Genomic DNA, 17,002 nt, shown 5'->3' on the forward strand with positions numbered 1-17,002 from the left:
CACGCCCGCTCCCACAGGTATAGCGCCACATTCAAGGTTGGCGCTACACCTGTGGGAGCGGGCGTGCCCGCGAAGCAGTCAGTGAGGTTTCAGCGGCCCTGGCAGGCATCAACGCGCAACCAGCGCTCCAGCAGCTTGAAGCCTTGCACCAGTACGAACGAGATCACCAGGTAGAACACCCCGGCGGCAAAGAAGATCTCTACCGGCAGGTAGGTGCGGGCGATGATGGTACGGGCCATGCCGGTCAGTTCCAGCAGGGTCACGGTACTGGCCAGGGCACTGGCCTTGAGCATCAGGATCACTTCGTTGCTGTACGCCGGCAGGCCGATGCGCGCAGCGCGTGGCAGCATGATGTAGAACAGCGTCTTGCCTCGCGACATGCCCAGCGCCCGTGCCGCCTCGATCTCACCCTTGGGGATCGACTGCAGCGCGCCGCGCAGGATCTCGGCGATGTAGGCAGCAGTGTGCAGGGTCATGGTCAGCACGGTGCACCAGAACGGGTCGCGCAGGTACGGCCACAGCGAACTCGAACGCACCGCGTCAAACTGCGCCAGGCCGTAGTAGACCAGGAACAGCTGCACCAGCAGCGGCGTGCCACGGAAGAAGAAGATGTAGCTGAACGGCACCGCACGCACGTACCAGTGGCGCGAGGAGCGGGCGATGCCCAGCGGGATGGCCAGGATCAACCCGGCAACCACCGCGATGGCTACCAGCTCCAGGGTCAGGGTCGCACCTTGGGCCAGGCGTGGCAGCCATTTGATGATGACTTCCCAATTCATTATTCGGCCCTCGCAAAGCCGCGAGCGGCGCGTTTTTCCATGAAGTGCATGCCGGTCATGGCAATGATGGTCAGGCTCAGGTAGATGCAGGCCGCGACCATGTAGAAGGTGAACGGCTCTTTGGTCACGGTCACGCCGATTTGTGCGTGGCGCATGATCTCTTCCAGGCCGATCACCGACACCAGGGCGGTGTCCTTCATCAGGATCATGAACAGGTTGCCAAGGCCGGGCAGGGCAATGCGCCACATTTGCGGCAGGATGATCCGCGACAGGATGCGGCCCTTGGACAGGCCCAGCGCCAGGCCGGCTTCGCGGTGGCCTTTGGGAATTGCCAGAATGGCGCCACGGAACACTTCGGTGGCATAGGCGCCAAAGCACAGGCCCAGGGCAATCACGCCCGCAGCGAAGGCGCTGAGCTCCAGGCCCGGCATGTTCAGGGCTTCACCAAGGGCGTTCATCAACCCCACGGTGCCGAAATAGATAAGCAGTACCCACAGCAGTTCGGGCACGCCGCGAACCAGGGTCGAGTAGAAGCCGCCAAGCCATTGCAGCGGCTTGATGGTGGAAGTCTTGGCCAGGGCGCCGAGCAGGCCCAGGACCAGGCCCAGCAGCAAGGCGCAAAGCGCCAGTTTTACGGTCATCAGGGTGCCGGCCATCATGGCCGGACCGAATCCGTGCAGGTCGATATTCATGGGCAGGTCATTCTAGGGACTGGCGCGCCGCAAGGGCGCGCCGGTCGGGGCGGATCATTCGATGCTGAACGGGAAGTACTTGTCGTTGATCTTCTTGTACGTGCCGTCGGCCTTGATTTCTGCCAGGGCCTTGTTCAGGTTGTCGCGCAGCTTGGTGTCACCCTTGCGCACGGCAATGCCGATCTTGTCGCTGTCCATCACCGGCTCGCCCTTGAACTCGAAGTTCGAACCGTCTTTGCTCTTCAGCCACTCGTACTGCACGTACTTGTCGGCCAGGATGCCGTCGATGCGGCCGGAAACCAGGTCGAGGTAGGCGTTTTCCTGGGTGTCGTACAGCTTGATCTCTACGTCGTCACCGTAGTTGTCTTCCAGCCAGGTGCCAGCCAGGGTGGCGCGCTGGGTGCCGATCACCTTGCCCTTGAGCGAGGCCTTGTCGGTTTTGAAATCGACATTTTTAGGCGCGATGAACTGCAGCTTGTTGGAGTAGTACGGGTCGGTGAAGTCCACGGCCTGCTTGCGCTCGTCGGTGATCGACAGCGACGACACCAGGAAGTCGAACTTCTTGGCGTTCAGGGCCGGGATGATGCCGTCCCAGTCGGAGGTGACGACCGAGCACTCGACTTTCATCTTGGCGCACAGGGCGTCGCCGATGTCTTTGTCGAAGCCGACCACGTTACCGCTGGCATCCTTGTTGTTGAACGGTGGGTAGGCAGCTTCGATACCCATGCGCAGTTTTTCTGCGGCCAGGGCGTTGGCCGACATCACCAGCGTGGCAGCAGCTGCCAGGAGGAACTTCTTGTAAGTGTGCATGTATTGCTCCGTTAGCGGTGGCTGGACATGAATTGCTTGCAACGCGCCGAGGTCGGGTTCTCGAAGACCTGCTGCGGCGATCCCTGCTCTTCTACCAGGCCCTGGTGCAGAAAGACGACTTCACTGGACACATGGCGGGCAAAGCTCATCTCGTGCGTCACCAGCAGCATGGTACGGCCTTCTTCGGCCAATGCGCGGATAACGTTTAGCACTTCCTGGACCATTTCCGGGTCGAGTGCCGAAGTTGGCTCGTCGAACAGGATGACCTTGGGCTTCATGGCCAGGGTACGGGCAATGGCGGCGCGCTGTTGCTGGCCACCGGAAAGCTGGGCGGGGTAGCTGTGGCGCTTGTCGTAGATGCCGACCTTGTTCAGCAGGGCTTCGGCGGCTTCGATGGCCTCGGCCTTGCTCTGGCCGAGCACGCGGCGTGGCGCCTCGATGATGTTGTCGAGGATCGACATGTGCGGCCACAGGTTGAAGTTCTGGAAGACGAAGCCGATCTCGCTGCGCAGGCGGTTGATCTGGCGGTTGTCGGCGGCGATCAGGTCGCCGTTCTTGGCGGCCTTGAGCTTGAGGGCTTCACCGGCGACCAGGATTTCGCCCTGGTGCGGGTTCTCGAGCAGGTTGATGCAGCGCAGCAGGGTGGACTTGCCGGAGCCGGACGACCCCAGGATGGAGATCACGTCACCGTCGCGCGCGGTCAGCGAAATGCCCTTGAGAATTTCCTGCTCGCCGTAGCGTTTGTGCAGATTGCGGATTTCCAGCGCGGGCGTGGCCTGAGCCATGTGCGGTCCTCATGTGTACGGGTGCGTTCCCAGCTGTTGGCGGCCTTCCTGGCGTGCGCCAAGCTAGCATAGCGGCATTATCACGGCCAACAGGGTCGCTGGGCACTCGGGGCGCTGATGGGGCAGTTTGTCGCATCGCTGCAGCGCAACGTCGCGCGGATGTCCGCGAAGGTGTCGCCCAGCACCAGAGCCTTGATGAAAAAAGGCGCGATGGTGCCAGCTTTGGCCCGCTCATGGAAGCGGTTTTAGACCTTTCGCGGGTACGCCCGCTCGCACAGGTTCTTTAAAAAGCCCAAATGGTTGCACCTGAACTGTGGGAGCGGGCTTGCCCGCGAACGGGGCGGTCAGGTCTATAGGTTGTACCTCAGGGTTGCACTTTTTGGCATTGCAATGGTGCACGGGTGTTACCGTGGAGCACCTTTGGTGCGTTTGTAAGTGAGTATTTCAGTAATCCGATGATTTGGCGGCCCTTCGGTCAGCTATTGGCCGAAAGCCCTCCAAACCGCGTGCTAAAAGGCCTGCCGACTTTTCTGACGAATCTATTCAGCATATGGCGCACTTATTGCCAGCAGGAAACCGCCGATTGCAGCGACGCCCAGGTCAACCCCAGGCGCGCTCCGTACCCGCAGTCGGCGTGGTCCACTCCTTACAAAGGTAGTTTTAATGAGCGGTAACAATTCCAATGACCTCGCTCAGGGGCTCAAACAACGGCATGTGACCATGCTGTCCATCGCTGGCGTCATCGGTGCCGGCCTGTTCGTTGGCTCCGGCCACGCTATCGCTGCTGCCGGCCCTGCCGTGCTGCTGGCTTACGCTGCCGCCGGTACGCTGGTCGTACTGGTCATGCGCATGTTGGGTGAAATGGCGGTCGCCTCGCCTGACACCGGTTCGTTCTCTACTTATGCCGACCGCGCCATCGGGCGCTGGGCCGGTTTCACCATCGGCTGGCTGTACTGGTGGTTCTGGGTGTTGGTGATTCCGCTGGAAGCCAACGCCGCCGCTGCCATCCTGCATGCCTGGTTCCCTGCGGTTGACCTGTGGGCGTTCTCCCTGGTGATTACCTTGGCGCTGACCCTGACCAACCTGTGCAGCGTGAAAAACTATGGCGAGTTCGAGTTCTGGTTCGCCCTGCTCAAGGTACTGGCGATCATCGGCTTCATCGCTGTGGGCTGTGCTGCCTTGTTCGGCTTTGTGCCAAGCAGCCAGGTCAGCGGTGCCAGCCACCTGTTCGACACCCAGGGCTTCATGCCTAACGGCCTGGGCGCGGTGCTGGCAGCCATGTTGACCACCATGTTCTCGTTCATGGGTACCGAAATTGTCACCATCGCCGCTGCCGAGTCGAAAGACCCGGGCAAGCAGATCAGCCGCGCCACCAATTCGGTGATCTGGCGTATCTGCCTGTTCTACCTGGTGTCGATCTTCCTGGTCGTGGCCTTGGTACCGTGGAACGACCCGGCGCTGGCCGAGACCGGTTCCTACCAGACCGTGCTGAGCCGCATCGGTGTGCCGAATGCCAAGCTGATCGTCGACATTGTCGTGCTGATCGCCGTGACCAGCTGCCTGAACTCGGCGCTGTACACCTCGTCGCGCATGCTGTTCTCGCTGAGCAAGCGTGGTGACGCCCCGGCCATTGCCCAGCGCACTACCAAGTCGGCTACCCCGCATGTGGCGGTTCTGCTGTCCACTGCAGCGGCGTTCCTCTGCGTGTTCGCCAACTTCGTGGCCCCGGCCCAGGTGTTCGAATTCCTGCTGGCTAGCTCGGGTGCCATTGCGTTGCTGGTGTACCTTGTGATTGCCGTGTCGCAGCTACGCATGCGTGCCCAGCGTGAGGCCCGCGGCGAGAAGATCACCTTCAAGATGTGGCTGTTCCCGGGCCTGACCTGGGCGACAATTGCCTTCATCATTGCCATTCTGGTGGTGATGGCGCTGCGTGAGGACCACCGCGCCGAAATCATCGCGACCGCACTGCTGAGCATTGGTGTGGTGGCGGCTGGCTTGCTGGTGCATCGCAAGCGTGAAGCTGCCGGGCGGGTGGCGCTGGACAACTGATCCGCGCTGGCTGAAATGAAAAGGCCGCGTCCTGTGAAGGGCGCGGCCTTTTTTGTTGCCTGTACCGGCCCCTTCGCGGGCTTGCCCGCTCCCACTTGAGCGGCGTTGCCGTCAGGCTGGCGGTGAACCTGTGGGAGCGGGCGTGCCCGCGAAGAGGCCGGAACAGGCTACATGGCGCTGTCAGCCAAACTGCTTCTGTTGTTGCTGCTGCTTGGCCACCGCCTCCGAGGCCGCGACATAGGCCGCCTGGAATTCATCACTCTCCAGCCAGGCCATGGTCGCCTCTTCGTCGGCGCCATCCAGCCACTTACGGTAGGCATTGAACACCAGCACGATGTAGTCGGTGGCGTGTTCTTCCTTGTGCCCCTTGAGCACCAGGGCCAGCAGCGGGTCTACCAGGAACACCGAGATCATCGGCACCAGGCCGCCTTCCTGGGCTTCCTTCATCTTCTTGAACAGCGGGTCGTAGCTGCCCGACTCCATGGCCTTGTTGTACACCTGCTCGATGCTGGCGCTGTCGCCGGCACTGGCCTTGACCGCCTGGCCGCTGCGTACCATGCGGTTCTGCTTGGCCTTGCTGGCGGCGCGCTTGGCGCGTTTCTGTTGCTTGGTAGGGGTGGCCATGGGGAATCCTGGGGGCTGCTTGAAGTTGCGCGTATTGAAGCGCAATTGCTTGAGAAACCCAAGCTGTACGCCGTGACAATCCAGGCTGGCGGGGTTGATACGGACATGCATCCAGATTATGTCCGCCGTCTGAGCTACCTAACCTCTCCCTCACTGTCACTCATGTTCGGGCGGCAGTCGATCACCATGCCAGATCGGCGTTCACAGGCAGCGCACAGTGGCACTAAGGAGAGAATGTGAAACATTGCTATCTTGTTACCATGTATGGTTATGACGAAGACGAAGACGATAGGCTTTACTATGTGACCGGGTTCGCCAAGTGCAACCAGCAGGCGCTCACAAAGGCTGACATCCGCGCAATTATGGAAGACAGCAAGAAGCACGGTGACCTCTATTTGCACAGCGTCTCCTATCTGGGGCACATGACCGAGGACGCTTTCGAGCATCTTCGTGCCATGTCGCGCGACTAGGGGGCGTCCCGCAGGCGTTCCGGGCCTGCGGTGACTGTTCTTCAGCCCGTTGATCGAGGGGTGTCGTCGTCTTCAAAGCCGCGTGCAGCCCGGCCCACCAGTACGGGGTCGGGTGCATGCGCCACCTGAGGGTCCTTGCCTGGGTAGTCCAGCGCATGCAGGAAATGGCGAATACAGTTGATCCGCGCCCGTTTCTTGTCGTCGGACTTGATCACCGTCCATGGCGCGTCGGCCGTGTCGGTATGAAAGAACATCGCTTCCTTGGCGGCGGTATAGTCCTCCCACTTGTCCAGCGACTTGATGTCGATCGGCGACAACTTCCAGTGCTTGAGCGGGTCGTCCCGGCGCGAGATGAAACGGCGCAGCTGCTCTTCGCGGTTCACCGAGAACCAGTACTTGAACAGCAGGATGCCGCTGTTGCACAGCATCCGCTCCAGGTCCGGGGCCTGGCGCATGAATTCCAGGTACTGCAGCGGCGTGCAGAAATCCATCACCTTCTCGACCCCGGCGCGGTTGTACCAGGAGCGGTCGAAGAACACCATTTCACCCGCCGTGGGCAGGTGCTGGATGTAGCGCTGGAAATACCACTGGCCCTGTTCCTGTTCGGAAGGCTTCTCCAGGGCCACGATGCGCGCACCGCGTGGGTTGAGGTGCTCCATGAAACGCTTGATGGTACCGCCCTTGCCCGCTGCGTCACGCCCTTCGAACAGGATCACCACGCGCTGGCCGGTTTCCTTCACCCAGCTCTGCACCTTCAGCAACTCGATCTGCAACGCGTGTTTGGCCTTTTCGTAGTCCTGGCGACGCATGCGGGTGCGGTAGGGGTAGCTGGCCGGCAGGCGGGCCGAGGTACTGTCTTCGTTGCTTCCTTTGGGGGCGGTGGCGACTTCCAGTGCGGCAGGTTGCTGGCTGATGCTGGTGATCGTTGGTTCCGGCTTGCGCTGGCGTGGGCGACGCGTGCGGGCTGGGGTGATGGCGGGCTCGCTGGGGGCGGGGAGCAGGAGGGGGGATTCTTCGCTCATGGAGGTCCTTGCGGGTCGAGTCGGATTTCCGTCGTCGATTGTGAAGGTGAGCGAGTGATGGCTATTTGATGCTGGTCAATGAGGCAGGCGGGTTATGGAAAACAATAGGCAACAAAAAACCCGCACTAGGCGGGTTTCTTGTTGTCGCTTCGGGTAACTTTGCAACCACCAGAAGCTGAAGGTGGTGCCCAGAGACGGAGTCGAACCGCCGACACGAGGATTTTCAATCCTCTGCTCTACCGACTGAGCTATCTGGGCGACGAGGTGAATTAAATAGACTTTCAGACCGCTCGTCAACGACTTTTTGAAAAAATTTTAAATTAATTCCGTCGCTTACGTTCCGTGGGGTCATTCCGAGGGTGGAACGTAGCCTTCTGCCTGGGCGTATTCTTCGCCGGCAAAAAACTTGTCCATCTCGCCCTGGAGGAATTTGCGGTCCTCGGCGTTCATCATGTTCAGGCGCTTTTCGTTGATCAGCATGGTCTGGTGCTTCTGCCAGTCGGCCCAGGCTTTCTGCGAGATGTGTTCGAAGATGTCCTGGCCCTTGGCGCCGGGGTAGGGCGGGCGCTCCAGGCCTGGCAGTTCTTCTTTGTACTTGCGGCACATCACGGTGCGGGTCATCGGGCGTCTCCTGCATTCAGTTCGTCGGCCGCGCGTTTGAGCAGCTTTTTCACCGGGGCGGCGAGGCCCAGGCGCGGCGGGGTGGCGAGGTTATACCAGAGCCAGTCGGCCTCGGCCACGTGCTGGCCGACCGGGTCGACGCGCACCAGCCAGGGCTCTATCGCCAGCTGGAAGTGGCTGAAGGTATGGGTCAGGCCGTCCATGGCGCGGCTGCCAGCCAGGCGCAGGCCGTGCTGGTAGGCCAGGTCGTCGAGCTGGGCGATGTCGTCCAGCTCCGGCAGGCTCCACAAACCACCCCACAGGCCGCTGGACGGGCGGCGGTAAAGCAGGATGGCGCCTTCGTGGTTGGCCAGCAATGGCATCAGGGTGCGGCGTTGCGGCAGTGCCTTGCGCGGCTTTGGCTCGGGGTAACGGGTTTCTTCACCGTGCAGGTGCGCTTCGCAGCCGCGCTGCAGTGGGCAGATCAGGCAACTGGGCTTGCTGCGGGTACACAGCGTGGCGCCCATGTCCATCATCGCCTGGGTGTAGTGGTTGGCCCGCTGCTGCGGGGTAAAGCGCTCGGCCGTGGCCCACAGCTGGTTGGCCACCTTGGGCTCGCCGGGGTAACCGGCCTGGGCGGTGTAGCGGGCCAGCACGCGCTTGACGTTGCCGTCGAGGATCGGTGCGCGGATGCCCATGCTGATGCTGGCGATAGCCCCGGCAGTCGAGCGGCCGATGCCGGGCAGCTCGGTGAGCTGCTCGACACTGCGCGGGAATTCGCCGCCATGCTTTTCGACCACGATCTTCGCGGCCTTTTGCAGGTTGCGTGCCCGGGTGTAGTAGCCCAGGCCGGTCCACAGGTGCAGCACCTCGTCCTCCGGCGCCTCGGCCAGGGCCTGCACCGTCGGCAGGGCCTGCATGAAGCGGTCGAAGTAGTTGAGCACGGTGCTGACCTGGGTCTGCTGCAACATGATTTCCGACACCCATACCCGGTACGGATTGATGCCCTGTTGCCAGGGCAGGTCGTGCCGGCCATGTTCGTCATACCAATCCAGCACTGCGCTGGAGAACTGCTCGGGGCTCATCGCTTGAACAGCCCCTTGAGCGCGTCTTTCAGTTCCGGGCTCACTTTGTCTCCGAGTTTTTCATCGATCTTGTCTTGCAGGCGGTTGCCAGCCAGTTTGGCCGCTACCTTGCCCAGGCCGTCCTGGTCCAGGCGGCAGGCCTTGGCGCCCAGCTCCAGCGGGCCGCGGCAGCGCAGCGGTATTTCGACACCGACGTAGCGTTCGTTGACCTGACAGGCCGGGTCCGGCATGGCGCGCTGGTCGCCTTCGACAAGCACGCCAACGTTGTAGTCCATGCCCAGCACGCGCAGGTCGAGGTCACCATGGCCGTTGACGGTCAGGCCCGGAATGCGCGCCTTGAGGTCCGGGTTGCTGGCGACGCCATTGCGCACTACCAGGCTGCCACGCAGTTCCTGGAACGGGGTGTCCTTGCCGCGTGGCTCGCCGGTGAGCGATTTGCGGTTCAGCGTAGCGATGGCCTGGCACAGCTGCTGCTCCAGGTTGGCATTGACCAGCACGCCGTCGTTGATGACGAAATTGGCGTTGCCGTTGAGGGTATCGACCAGGGCCTTCTGGCTGTTGCCAGTGGCGGTCAGGTCGCTGGTCAGCGTCAGCAGGCCTTTGACCGGTGGCGTCTGTTCCTTGCCCTCGGTCTTGATGAAGTGCTCCACCGGTACCCGCTGGATGTTGGTGTTGACGCCCAGTTGCGGCACGGCAGGGCGCACATCGACGGTGCCCTTGGCCTCGAAGGTGCCGTTGTACAGCTCACCGCGCAGGGTTTGCAGGGTCAGCAGGCCGCCTTGGCCGGTGGCCTTGAGCTGGGCGTCTTCGATTGGCAGTTTGTCCAGGGTCAGCGCGCCGAAGGCCAGGTCGGCCTGCAGGTCGAGGGCGCGCAGGCGGTCGACCGGCAGCAGCTTGTCGTCGCTCCAGGCCACCTGGGTCGGGGCGTTGGGCAGCGGCGTGGTGCCGGCACCGGCGACCGCGCTGGCTTCCTGTTGCTTGACCTCGGCCTGACGGGCGGCGGTGGCGCCCTTGGCTTCTTCACTTTTGGCCGGCAGGTAGCGGTCGGCGTCGAAGGTGTCGCCTTTGAGCTGCAGGCGCAGGGCCTGTCTGGCGAAGTCTTCGACGGCCACGCGGCCACTGAAGGTGCTGTCGTCCAGCTTCACCGCCAGGTCTTCCAGGGCCAGGCTGTTCGGTGTGCCTTGCAGGCGGGTGACCAGCTCCAGCTTGGCGAAGGCCGCCGGGTCGTTGGTGGCCGGCAGCGGGCGGCCGATGCCGTCGAGGAAGGTGCGCAGGTCGAACTGGGCGATGGACAGGCCGCCGCTCAGCTGTGGCGCCTTGTCCAGGTCACGCAGGTTCAGCTCGCCCAGGGCGCGCAGCTGGTTGGCCGAGACTTTCAGGCCGTTCCACGAGGCGACATTGGCGGCCAGGTCGACCAGCAACTGGCCTTGGGCGGCGAAGGTCACGGCCTTGCCACCAGTGGGCTCACCCGAGGTTTCGCCCGACAGGCGCATGTCTTCGAAGTTGTAGCGCCTGAGCTTGCGGTCGAAGCGCAGCTCGCCGGCCAGTTCGGTGCGGGCCTTGATGTTCGGCTGGCTGGCACTGAGGAAGGCGCTGGCCTTGAGGGGAATGTTCGCCCCTTCGTGGACCGGCCCGGTGCTCAGCTGGATGCTCTCGGCGCTGTAGCTCTGGCCGGTCTTGGCATCGGTGTACTGCACACGGGCGTTGTTCACGGTCAGGCTGTCGATGTCCAGCTTGACGGCACGCTCGTTGCTGGCGGCCGGCGCCGACGCCTGTTCGGCCGGTGCCGGTGCCGCAGTACCGGCCTGCGCATCGGCGCTGGCACCGTTCTGCGCGGGCAGCGGCTTGCCGATGTCTTCCCAGTTGCCATGGCCGTGCTCGTCACGGGCCAGGGTCAGGTTCAGGCCCTCGACGCGCACATCGCTCATCTGCACTTCGCGGCGCAGCAATGGCAGCACCCGTACCGACAGGCCAAGCATCTGCAGGTCGGCGAATGGCTCCTTGGGTTTGTTCAAGGTGGCGATGCTCGCCTCGTGCAGCTCCAGGCCCAGCCACGGGAACAGGCTCCAGCCAATGTCACCGTTGAGGGTCAGCTCGACGTGAGCCTTGTCACGTGCCAGCTGGCGAATCTCGTCTTTGTAGTCGTTGGGATCGAAGAGGTGGGTCAGGGCGAAGCCCAGCGCCACGATGATCAGCAGCAACCCGAGAAGCCCAAGTCCCAGGATTTTGCCGAACGCTTTCATGGGCGAGTCCTTGTAGTCCGTTATTGAAATTCAGGCGGCAGAGTATAGCGCCGCAGTGGTTGCCCCTGCGTATTCGACTAGAGATACGGGGTATTTCCTACGCTTGCAGCAGATGGTACGGCTTTCGACAGCCATGATTTTGTCAGTTCCGAATGTGTGGCCTGTACTGGCCCTATCGCCGGCAAGCCAGCTCCCACAGGGATCCCGCTGTCCCCCAGGCCGGTGGTGTACCTGTGGGAGCTGGCTTGCCGGCGATTGGGCCGGTACAGGCAACATGACCGTTTCAGCCAAGCAAAAATTAACGATATCAGATTGCTTTCACGCCACTTGATGCTGCTACCCTTGCGCCGCTTTGCCTGCACCCTCCCTATAAGAAGGATCTGATCCATGAGCAGTACCGTCGCGGCGGGGACCTTGGCCAGTGCGCCAGGCTTCCTGTCGAAGGAGCGCATCATCGCCCGCCCGGGCTTCAACCGCTGGCTGGTCCCGCCCGCCGCCCTGGCCATTCACCTGTGCATCGGCATGGCCTATGGCTTTTCGGTGTTCTGGCTGCCGCTGTCGCAGGCCCTCGGCATCACCGCCCCGGTCGCCTGCGCGGCAGACATGGGCTTCATGGCCCGCATGTTCAGCGCGGAATGCGACTGGCCAATCTCCATGCTGAGCTGGATCTACACCCTGTTCTTCGTCTTCCTCGGTTGCTCGGCAGCTGTGCTGGGTGGCTGGCTGGAACACGCCGGCCCGCGCAAGGCCGGCCTGGTGTCGGCACTGTGCTGGTGCGGCGGCATGCTGATTTCGGCCATTGGCGTGAAAACCCACCAGCTGTGGCTGATGTGGCTGGGCTCCGGTGTAATCGGCGGTATCGGCCTGGGCCTGGGCTACATCTCGCCGGTGTCGACCCTGATCAAGTGGTTCCCGGACAAGCGCGGCATGGCCACCGGTATGGCGATCATGGGCTTCGGCGGCGGGGCCATGGTCGGTGCACCGTTGGCCACCGCGCTCATGGGCCACTTCGGCAATGCGCAGGAAGTGGGCGTGTGGCAGAGCTTCGTGGCCATGGCGGCGATCTACTTCGTGTTCAATGACTGCCGGTGCCTTGGCGTATCGCGTGCCGCCGACCGGCTGGAAACCCGAAGGCTGGAGCGCCCCGGCTAAGAAAGCCGGCAACACCATGGTCACCGACCGCCACGTGCACGTCAGCGTGGCCTGGAAAACCCCGCAGTTCGCCTTGATCTGGCTGGTACTGTGCCTGAACGTGTCGGCCGGTATCGGTATTCTCGGCATGGCTTCGCCGCTGCTGCAGGAAGTGTTCGCCGGCAAGTTGCTGGGCAACGAACTGGCCTTTAGTGAACTGAGCGCTGCACAGCTGGCGCAGATTGCCGCGATTGCCGCCGGCTTTACCGGCCTGCTCAGCCTGTTCAACATCGGCGGGCGGTTCTTCTGGGCGTCGTTCTCGGACTACATTGGCCGCAAGAACACCTATTTCGCTTTCTTCGCCCTGGGTGTGGGCTTGTACAGCCTGGTGCCGAACATGGGGCACCTGGGTAACGTGGCGCTGTTCGTGGCGGCGTTCTGCATCATCCTGTCGGTGTACGGTGGTGGTTTTGCCACGGTACCTGCCTACCTGGCTGACCTGTTCGGCACGCAGATGGTCGGTGCCATTCATGGCCGCCTGTTGACTGCCTGGGCAGCAGCGGGGGTGCTGGGGCCAGTGCTCATTACCTACCTGCGCGAGTATCAGTTGGCGGCCGGGGTGGAGCGTGCGGCCGCTTATGACATGACCCTGTACATCCTCGCCGGCCTGTTGGTGCTGGGCTTTTTCTGCAACATGCTGGTGCGACCGGTGGCCGACAGGCATTTCATGAGTGATGCCGAACTGGCTGCAGAGCGGGCGTTGAGCCATGACAAAGGCGCCGATGGGGCGCGCTCGCTGGAGTGGAAGGCGGCGCCGGGTAGCCTGCCGCTGGTGCTGCTGGCCTGGGCAGTGGTGGTCGTGCCGTTGGCCTGGGGGGTTTGGGTCACTCTGCAGAAGACGGCGGTGCTGTTCCATTGATTGGGGGCGCTTTGCGCCCCATCGCGACACAAGGCCGCTCCTTGTATGTTGTGTCTGGCCTAGCGGGAGAGGTTATTCTCGTCGGGCTGAAGAAGCACTTCCGGGGAGGCCGATCGCTCCTGAAGGCAGGTATTGCCCCTGACCTTGTATGTAGAGAGGCCCCCGCCTCATTGCCCACTGCGAAGAGTATCGAGAAGCCGACAAGTCGGACTTCGCATTACAAGGTTGCAGCAGCATGAAGTTCGAGGTCGGGGAACCGGAGGCCATTGTTACCTAACTCGCTTGGGAGAGGGAAGGAATGAGTGTCTGGGTTGGCGTCGATATCGGCTCACGTACTTCGGTCGTTGGGGTGCGTAAAGATGGGCGTCCGGCCGGACAGTGGGATATCGCTCAAACCCCTGCAGGCCGTAAGGCTGCGGTGAAAAAGCTGCTGGCACTCAAACCCAAGTCGATCGTGATGGAGGCGACCGGAATCTATTACCTGGACTTGGCCCTTGAGCTACATGCGGCTGACCTCCCTGTATCCGTGATCAACCCCAAGAGCTTCCACAATTTCGCCAAACTGATGCTGGTGAACAGCAAGACCGATGCAATAGATGCTCAACTGCTGTCCGAGTACGGCGAGCGTATGACACCGCGCTTGTGGACACCTCCAAGCCTTGTGCAGCTTGAACTGAGGGCTCTGGGGCGACACATCAATCGTTTGGTGGGGCATCGTACAAGGGCGAAGAACGAACTGCATGCATTGCAGGCGACCGCTACAACCGTGTCGATGCTGATCGAGGATCAGGAGGAAGCGATTGCTTCACTGGATAATCGAATTGAGCGCTTTCGTAAGGCGGGCCGCGAGCTGGTCGCCCAGTGTCCGACGCTTACTCGGCAGTACAAGCAGCTGCTCGCAGGGCCTGGGATGGGAGAAGTCTCTGCACTTGCGGCATTGGCTGAACTGACCATCCTTCCTCAAATGCTCAAGTCCTCGCAGGTAGCTCGCCACGCGGGTCTCGATGTTCGACAGACCCAATCGGGAACGAGCATTGATAAGCCCGGCAGACTCGGCAAAAGTGGGAATGCTTATCTACGGGCAGCCATGTACATGCCTGCCTTGACCGCAGTGCGCTGCGACCCTTATGCGAAGGCTTTTTACGAGTCGTTGGTCAACAGGGGCAAGAAGAAAATGCAGGCTATCGCTGCTGTCATGCGCAAGTACCTGACAGGCATCTGGGCATGTATGCGCGGGGATGAGCCATTTGATACGGCCAAGCTTTTCAGCTCTGAACACCTCAGAAAAGCTTGACCGCCAACAGAGTATCTACATTGGTCCCGTTCCCTCTGCGAGCGCCGTCCCCTGTAGGAGCGGCCTTGTGTCGCGATGGGCTGCAAAGCAGCCCCAAACTACGCGGTTGTATAGACCTGTAACGGTATCCAGCCCCGTAATTGCTTGCTTTGCCATATGTCATCCGCGTTTCAAGCCGGCGCGTTCTAGGCCTATAATGAAGCCCTTTTCGCCTAATGATTTTGCGGAGCTGGTGATGGTCGAACGTAAGGCTTCCGTCGAGCGCAATACCCTGGAAACCCAGGTCAAGTGCTCGATCAACCTCGATGGCAGTGGCAAGGCCCGATTCGATATCGGTGTGCCTTTCCTTGAACACATGCTGGACCAGATTGCCCGCCATGGGCTGATCGATCTGGATATCGAGTGCAAGGGTGACACGCATATCGATGATCACCATACCGTCGAAGACGTCGGCATCACCCTGGGCATGGCATTCGCCCAGGCCATCGGTGACAAGAAGGGCATCTTCCGCTACGGCCACGCCTACGTGCCGCTGGACGAAGCGCTGTCGCGCGTGGTCATCGACTTCTCCGGTCGCCCAGGCCTGCAGATGCACGTGCCGTACACCCGCGCCAGCGTAGGTGGCTTCGATGTCGACCTGTTCCAGGAGTTCTTCCAGGGCTTCGTCAACCACGCCCTGGTGACCCTGCACATCGACAACCTGCGTGGCCACAACACCCACCACCAGATCGAGACCGTGTTCAAGGCTTTCGGTCGCGCCTTGCGCATGGCCATCACCCTCGACGAGCGCATGGCCGGGCAAATGCCTTCCACCAAAGGGTGCCTGTAAATGCAGACGGTAGCCGTAATCGACTATGGCATGGGCAATCTGCACTCGGTAGCCAAGGCGCTCGAGCATGTAGGGGCCGGTAAGGTGCTGGTCACCAGCGATGCCACGGTCATCCGCGAAGCCGACCGCGTTGTATTCCCGGGCGTTGGCGCGATTCGCGACTGCATGGCCGAAATCCGCCGCCTGGGCTTCGACAGCCTGGTGCGCGAAGTCAGCCAGGACCGCCCGTTCCTCGGCATTTGCGTGGGCATGCAGGCACTGCTCGACCACAGCGAAGAAAACGACGGTGTCGACTGCATCGGCCTGTTCCCCGGCCAGGTGCGCTTCTTCGGCAAAGACCTGCAGGAAGACGGCGAGCACCTGAAGGTGCCGCACATGGGCTGGAACGAAGTCGGCCAGACCAACGACCACCCGCTGTGGCACGACATCCCCGACCGTGCACGGTTCTACTTCGTGCACAGCTACTACATCAATGCCGGCAAGCCGGCCCAGGTGGTCGGCCGCGGCCATTACGGTGTCGATTTCGCCGCTGCGCTGGCCGATGGCTCGCGCTTTGCCGTGCAGTTCCACCCGGAGAAGAGCCATACCCATGGCCTGCAGCTGCTGCAGAACTTCGTTGCCTGGGACGGGCGCTGGTAAATGAGCAGGTCGAAGACCAAGGCCCCGGTCATCACCCTGGCCCCCGAGCAGGAGCGCGAAGCGCTGCATACGCTCAAGCGCTTTCTCGAAGACCGTTTCGAGCTGGAGCTGGGGTCGTTCGAAGTGGCCGAGGTCCTCGAACTGTTCAGCAAAGAAATTGCACCCCATTACTACAACAGGGCGATTGCCGATGTTCAGCTGCACCTCAAGGAGCGGTTCGAGAGCATCGAAAGCGATCTGTGGGCGCTCGAGAAGCCCTGAAACCCCAAGAACAGACAGGTTCCCAAGATGCTGATTATCCCCGCTATCGATCTGAAGGACGGTGCCTGCGTGCGCCTGCGCCAAGGCCGCATGGAAGACTCCACGGTATTTTCCGACGACCCGGTGAGCATGGCCGCCAAGTGGGTCGAGGGTGGCTGCCGCCGCCTGCACCTGGTCGACCTCAACGGCGCCTTCGAAGGCCAGCCGGTCAACGGTGAAGTGGTCACCGCCATTGCCAAGCGCTACCCGACCCTGCCGATCCAGATCGGCGGTGGCATCCGCTCGCTGGAAACCATCGAGCACTACGTCAAGGCTGGCGTCAGCTATGTGATCATCGGCACCAAGGCGGTCAAGCAGCCGGAATTCGTCGCCGAAGCGTGCAAGGCCTTCCCGGGCAAGGTCATCGTTGGCCTGGACGCCAAGGACGGCTTCGTCGCCACCGACGGCTGGGCTGAAGTGAGCTCGGTGCAGGTCATCGACCTGGCCAGGCGCTTCGAGGCCGATGGCGTCTCGGCGATCGTCTACACCGACATCGCCAAGGACGGCATGATGCAGGGCTGCAACGTGCCGTTCACCAAGGCGCTGGCAGAAGCCACCTCGATCCCGGTGATCGCCTCGGGCGGCATCCACAACCTGGGTGACATCAAAGCCCTGCTGGACGCCAAGGCCCCGGGCATCATCGGTGCCATCACCGGCCGTGCCATCTACGAAGGCACCCTCGATGTCGCCGAGGCCCAGGCCTTCTGCGACAACTACCAAGGCTGAGGACT

16 protein-coding genes, 1 tRNA gene and 1 pseudogene are annotated in these 17,002 nt (G+C 62.1%); 8 read left to right on the forward strand and 10 right to left on the reverse strand.

Going from position 1 to position 17,002, the window contains the following annotated elements; translation table 11 throughout:
• Positions 1 to 89 precede the first annotated feature (89 nt).
• Genes QIY50_12080 through QIY50_12095 form a run of 4 tightly spaced genes read right to left on the reverse strand, consistent with a single transcriptional unit; the run spans position 90 to position 3,066 of the window.
• Positions 90 to 779, reverse strand: coding sequence for an ABC transporter permease (locus QIY50_12080; protein ID WGV22820.1), 690 nt, complete (start codon positions 777 to 779; stop codon positions 90 to 92).
• Positions 779 to 1,471, reverse strand: coding sequence for an ABC transporter permease (locus QIY50_12085; GenBank protein WGV22821.1), 693 nt, complete (start codon positions 1,469 to 1,471; stop codon positions 779 to 781). Before QIY50_12085 ends, QIY50_12080 begins: the two co-directional genes overlap by 1 nt.
• 54 nt (positions 1,472 to 1,525) lie before the next feature.
• Positions 1,526 to 2,281 (reverse strand): ABC transporter substrate-binding protein, encoded by a 756-nt coding sequence (locus QIY50_12090; GenBank protein WGV22822.1) that lies wholly within the window; start codon positions 2,279 to 2,281, stop codon positions 1,526 to 1,528.
• 11 nt (positions 2,282 to 2,292) lie between these two features.
• The gene (locus QIY50_12095) at positions 2,293 to 3,066 is read right to left on the reverse strand and encodes an ABC transporter ATP-binding protein (GenBank protein WGV22823.1); all 774 of its coding nucleotides are present in this window, start codon (positions 3,064 to 3,066) and stop codon (positions 2,293 to 2,295) included.
• Between the two features lie 663 nt (positions 3,067 to 3,729).
• Here QIY50_12095 and gabP point away from each other — a divergent pair.
• Positions 3,730 to 5,115 (forward strand): GABA permease, encoded by a 1,386-nt coding sequence (gene gabP, locus QIY50_12100; protein ID WGV22824.1) that lies wholly within the window; start codon positions 3,730 to 3,732, stop codon positions 5,113 to 5,115.
• A gap of 180 nt (positions 5,116 to 5,295) precedes the next feature.
• Here the strand turns inward: gabP and QIY50_12105 are convergent, their stop codons facing one another.
• The gene (locus tag QIY50_12105; GenBank protein WGV23047.1) at positions 5,296 to 5,739 is read right to left on the reverse strand and encodes a hypothetical protein; all 444 of its coding nucleotides are present in this window, start codon (positions 5,737 to 5,739) and stop codon (positions 5,296 to 5,298) included.
• 236 nt (positions 5,740 to 5,975) lie between these two features.
• Here QIY50_12105 and QIY50_12110 point away from each other — a divergent pair, with 236 nt between their 5' ends.
• The gene (locus QIY50_12110; protein ID WGV22825.1) at positions 5,976 to 6,209 is read left to right on the forward strand and encodes a hypothetical protein; all 234 of its coding nucleotides are present in this window, start codon (positions 5,976 to 5,978) and stop codon (positions 6,207 to 6,209) included.
• Between the two features lie 41 nt (positions 6,210 to 6,250).
• Here QIY50_12110 and ppk2 read toward each other — a convergent pair whose 3' ends face one another.
• From ppk2 to QIY50_12135, 5 genes are all read right to left on the reverse strand, one after another.
• The gene (ppk2, locus tag QIY50_12115; protein ID WGV22826.1) at positions 6,251 to 7,231 is read right to left on the reverse strand and encodes a polyphosphate kinase 2; all 981 of its coding nucleotides are present in this window, start codon (positions 7,229 to 7,231) and stop codon (positions 6,251 to 6,253) included.
• Between the two features lie 182 nt (positions 7,232 to 7,413).
• Positions 7,414 to 7,489: transfer RNA gene (locus tag QIY50_12120), tRNA-Phe, on the reverse strand.
• Positions 7,490 to 7,579: 90 nt separating this feature from the next.
• Positions 7,580 to 7,852 (reverse strand): oxidative damage protection protein, encoded by a 273-nt coding sequence (locus tag QIY50_12125; GenBank protein ID WGV22827.1) that lies wholly within the window; start codon positions 7,850 to 7,852, stop codon positions 7,580 to 7,582.
• The gene (gene mutY / locus QIY50_12130) at positions 7,849 to 8,916 is read right to left on the reverse strand and encodes an A/G-specific adenine glycosylase (GenBank protein ID WGV22828.1); all 1,068 of its coding nucleotides are present in this window, start codon (positions 8,914 to 8,916) and stop codon (positions 7,849 to 7,851) included. The genes QIY50_12125 and mutY overlap by 4 nt, the downstream gene beginning before the upstream one ends.
• On the reverse strand, positions 8,913 to 11,159 hold the full coding sequence (locus tag QIY50_12135; GenBank protein WGV22829.1) for an AsmA family protein: 2,247 nt from the start codon (positions 11,157 to 11,159) through the stop codon (positions 8,913 to 8,915). Before QIY50_12135 ends, mutY begins: the two co-directional genes overlap by 4 nt.
• Positions 11,160 to 11,546: 387 nt before the next feature.
• Here QIY50_12135 and QIY50_12140 point away from each other — a divergent pair.
• From QIY50_12140 to hisA, 6 genes and pseudogenes are all read left to right on the forward strand, one after another.
• Positions 11,547 to 13,209 (forward strand): annotated as a pseudogene (locus tag QIY50_12140) (OFA family MFS transporter).
• Between the two features lie 298 nt (positions 13,210 to 13,507).
• Positions 13,508 to 14,503, forward strand: coding sequence for an IS110 family transposase (locus QIY50_12145; GenBank protein ID WGV22830.1), 996 nt, complete (start codon positions 13,508 to 13,510; stop codon positions 14,501 to 14,503).
• A 235-nt stretch (positions 14,504 to 14,738) separates the two neighbouring features.
• A complete protein-coding gene (gene hisB / locus QIY50_12150) occupies positions 14,739 to 15,332 on the forward strand; it encodes an imidazoleglycerol-phosphate dehydratase HisB (GenBank protein WGV22831.1) in 594 nt (197 codons plus the stop codon).
• Positions 15,333 to 15,971: an imidazole glycerol phosphate synthase subunit HisH gene (hisH, locus tag QIY50_12155; protein ID WGV22832.1), complete on the forward strand. Its 639-nt coding sequence runs from the start codon at positions 15,333 to 15,335 to the stop codon at positions 15,969 to 15,971.
• Positions 15,972 to 16,232: a DUF2164 domain-containing protein gene (locus QIY50_12160; GenBank protein ID WGV22833.1), complete on the forward strand. Its 261-nt coding sequence runs from the start codon at positions 15,972 to 15,974 to the stop codon at positions 16,230 to 16,232.
• Positions 16,233 to 16,259: 27 nt separating this feature from the next.
• The gene (hisA, locus tag QIY50_12165; GenBank protein WGV22834.1) at positions 16,260 to 16,997 is read left to right on the forward strand and encodes a 1-(5-phosphoribosyl)-5-[(5-phosphoribosylamino)methylideneamino]imidazole-4-carboxamide isomerase; all 738 of its coding nucleotides are present in this window, start codon (positions 16,260 to 16,262) and stop codon (positions 16,995 to 16,997) included.
• Positions 16,998 to 17,002 lie beyond the last annotated feature (5 nt).

The organism is Pseudomonas putida (genome assembly GCA_029953615.1).
Taxonomy (GTDB): domain Bacteria; phylum Pseudomonadota; class Gammaproteobacteria; order Pseudomonadales; family Pseudomonadaceae; genus Aquipseudomonas.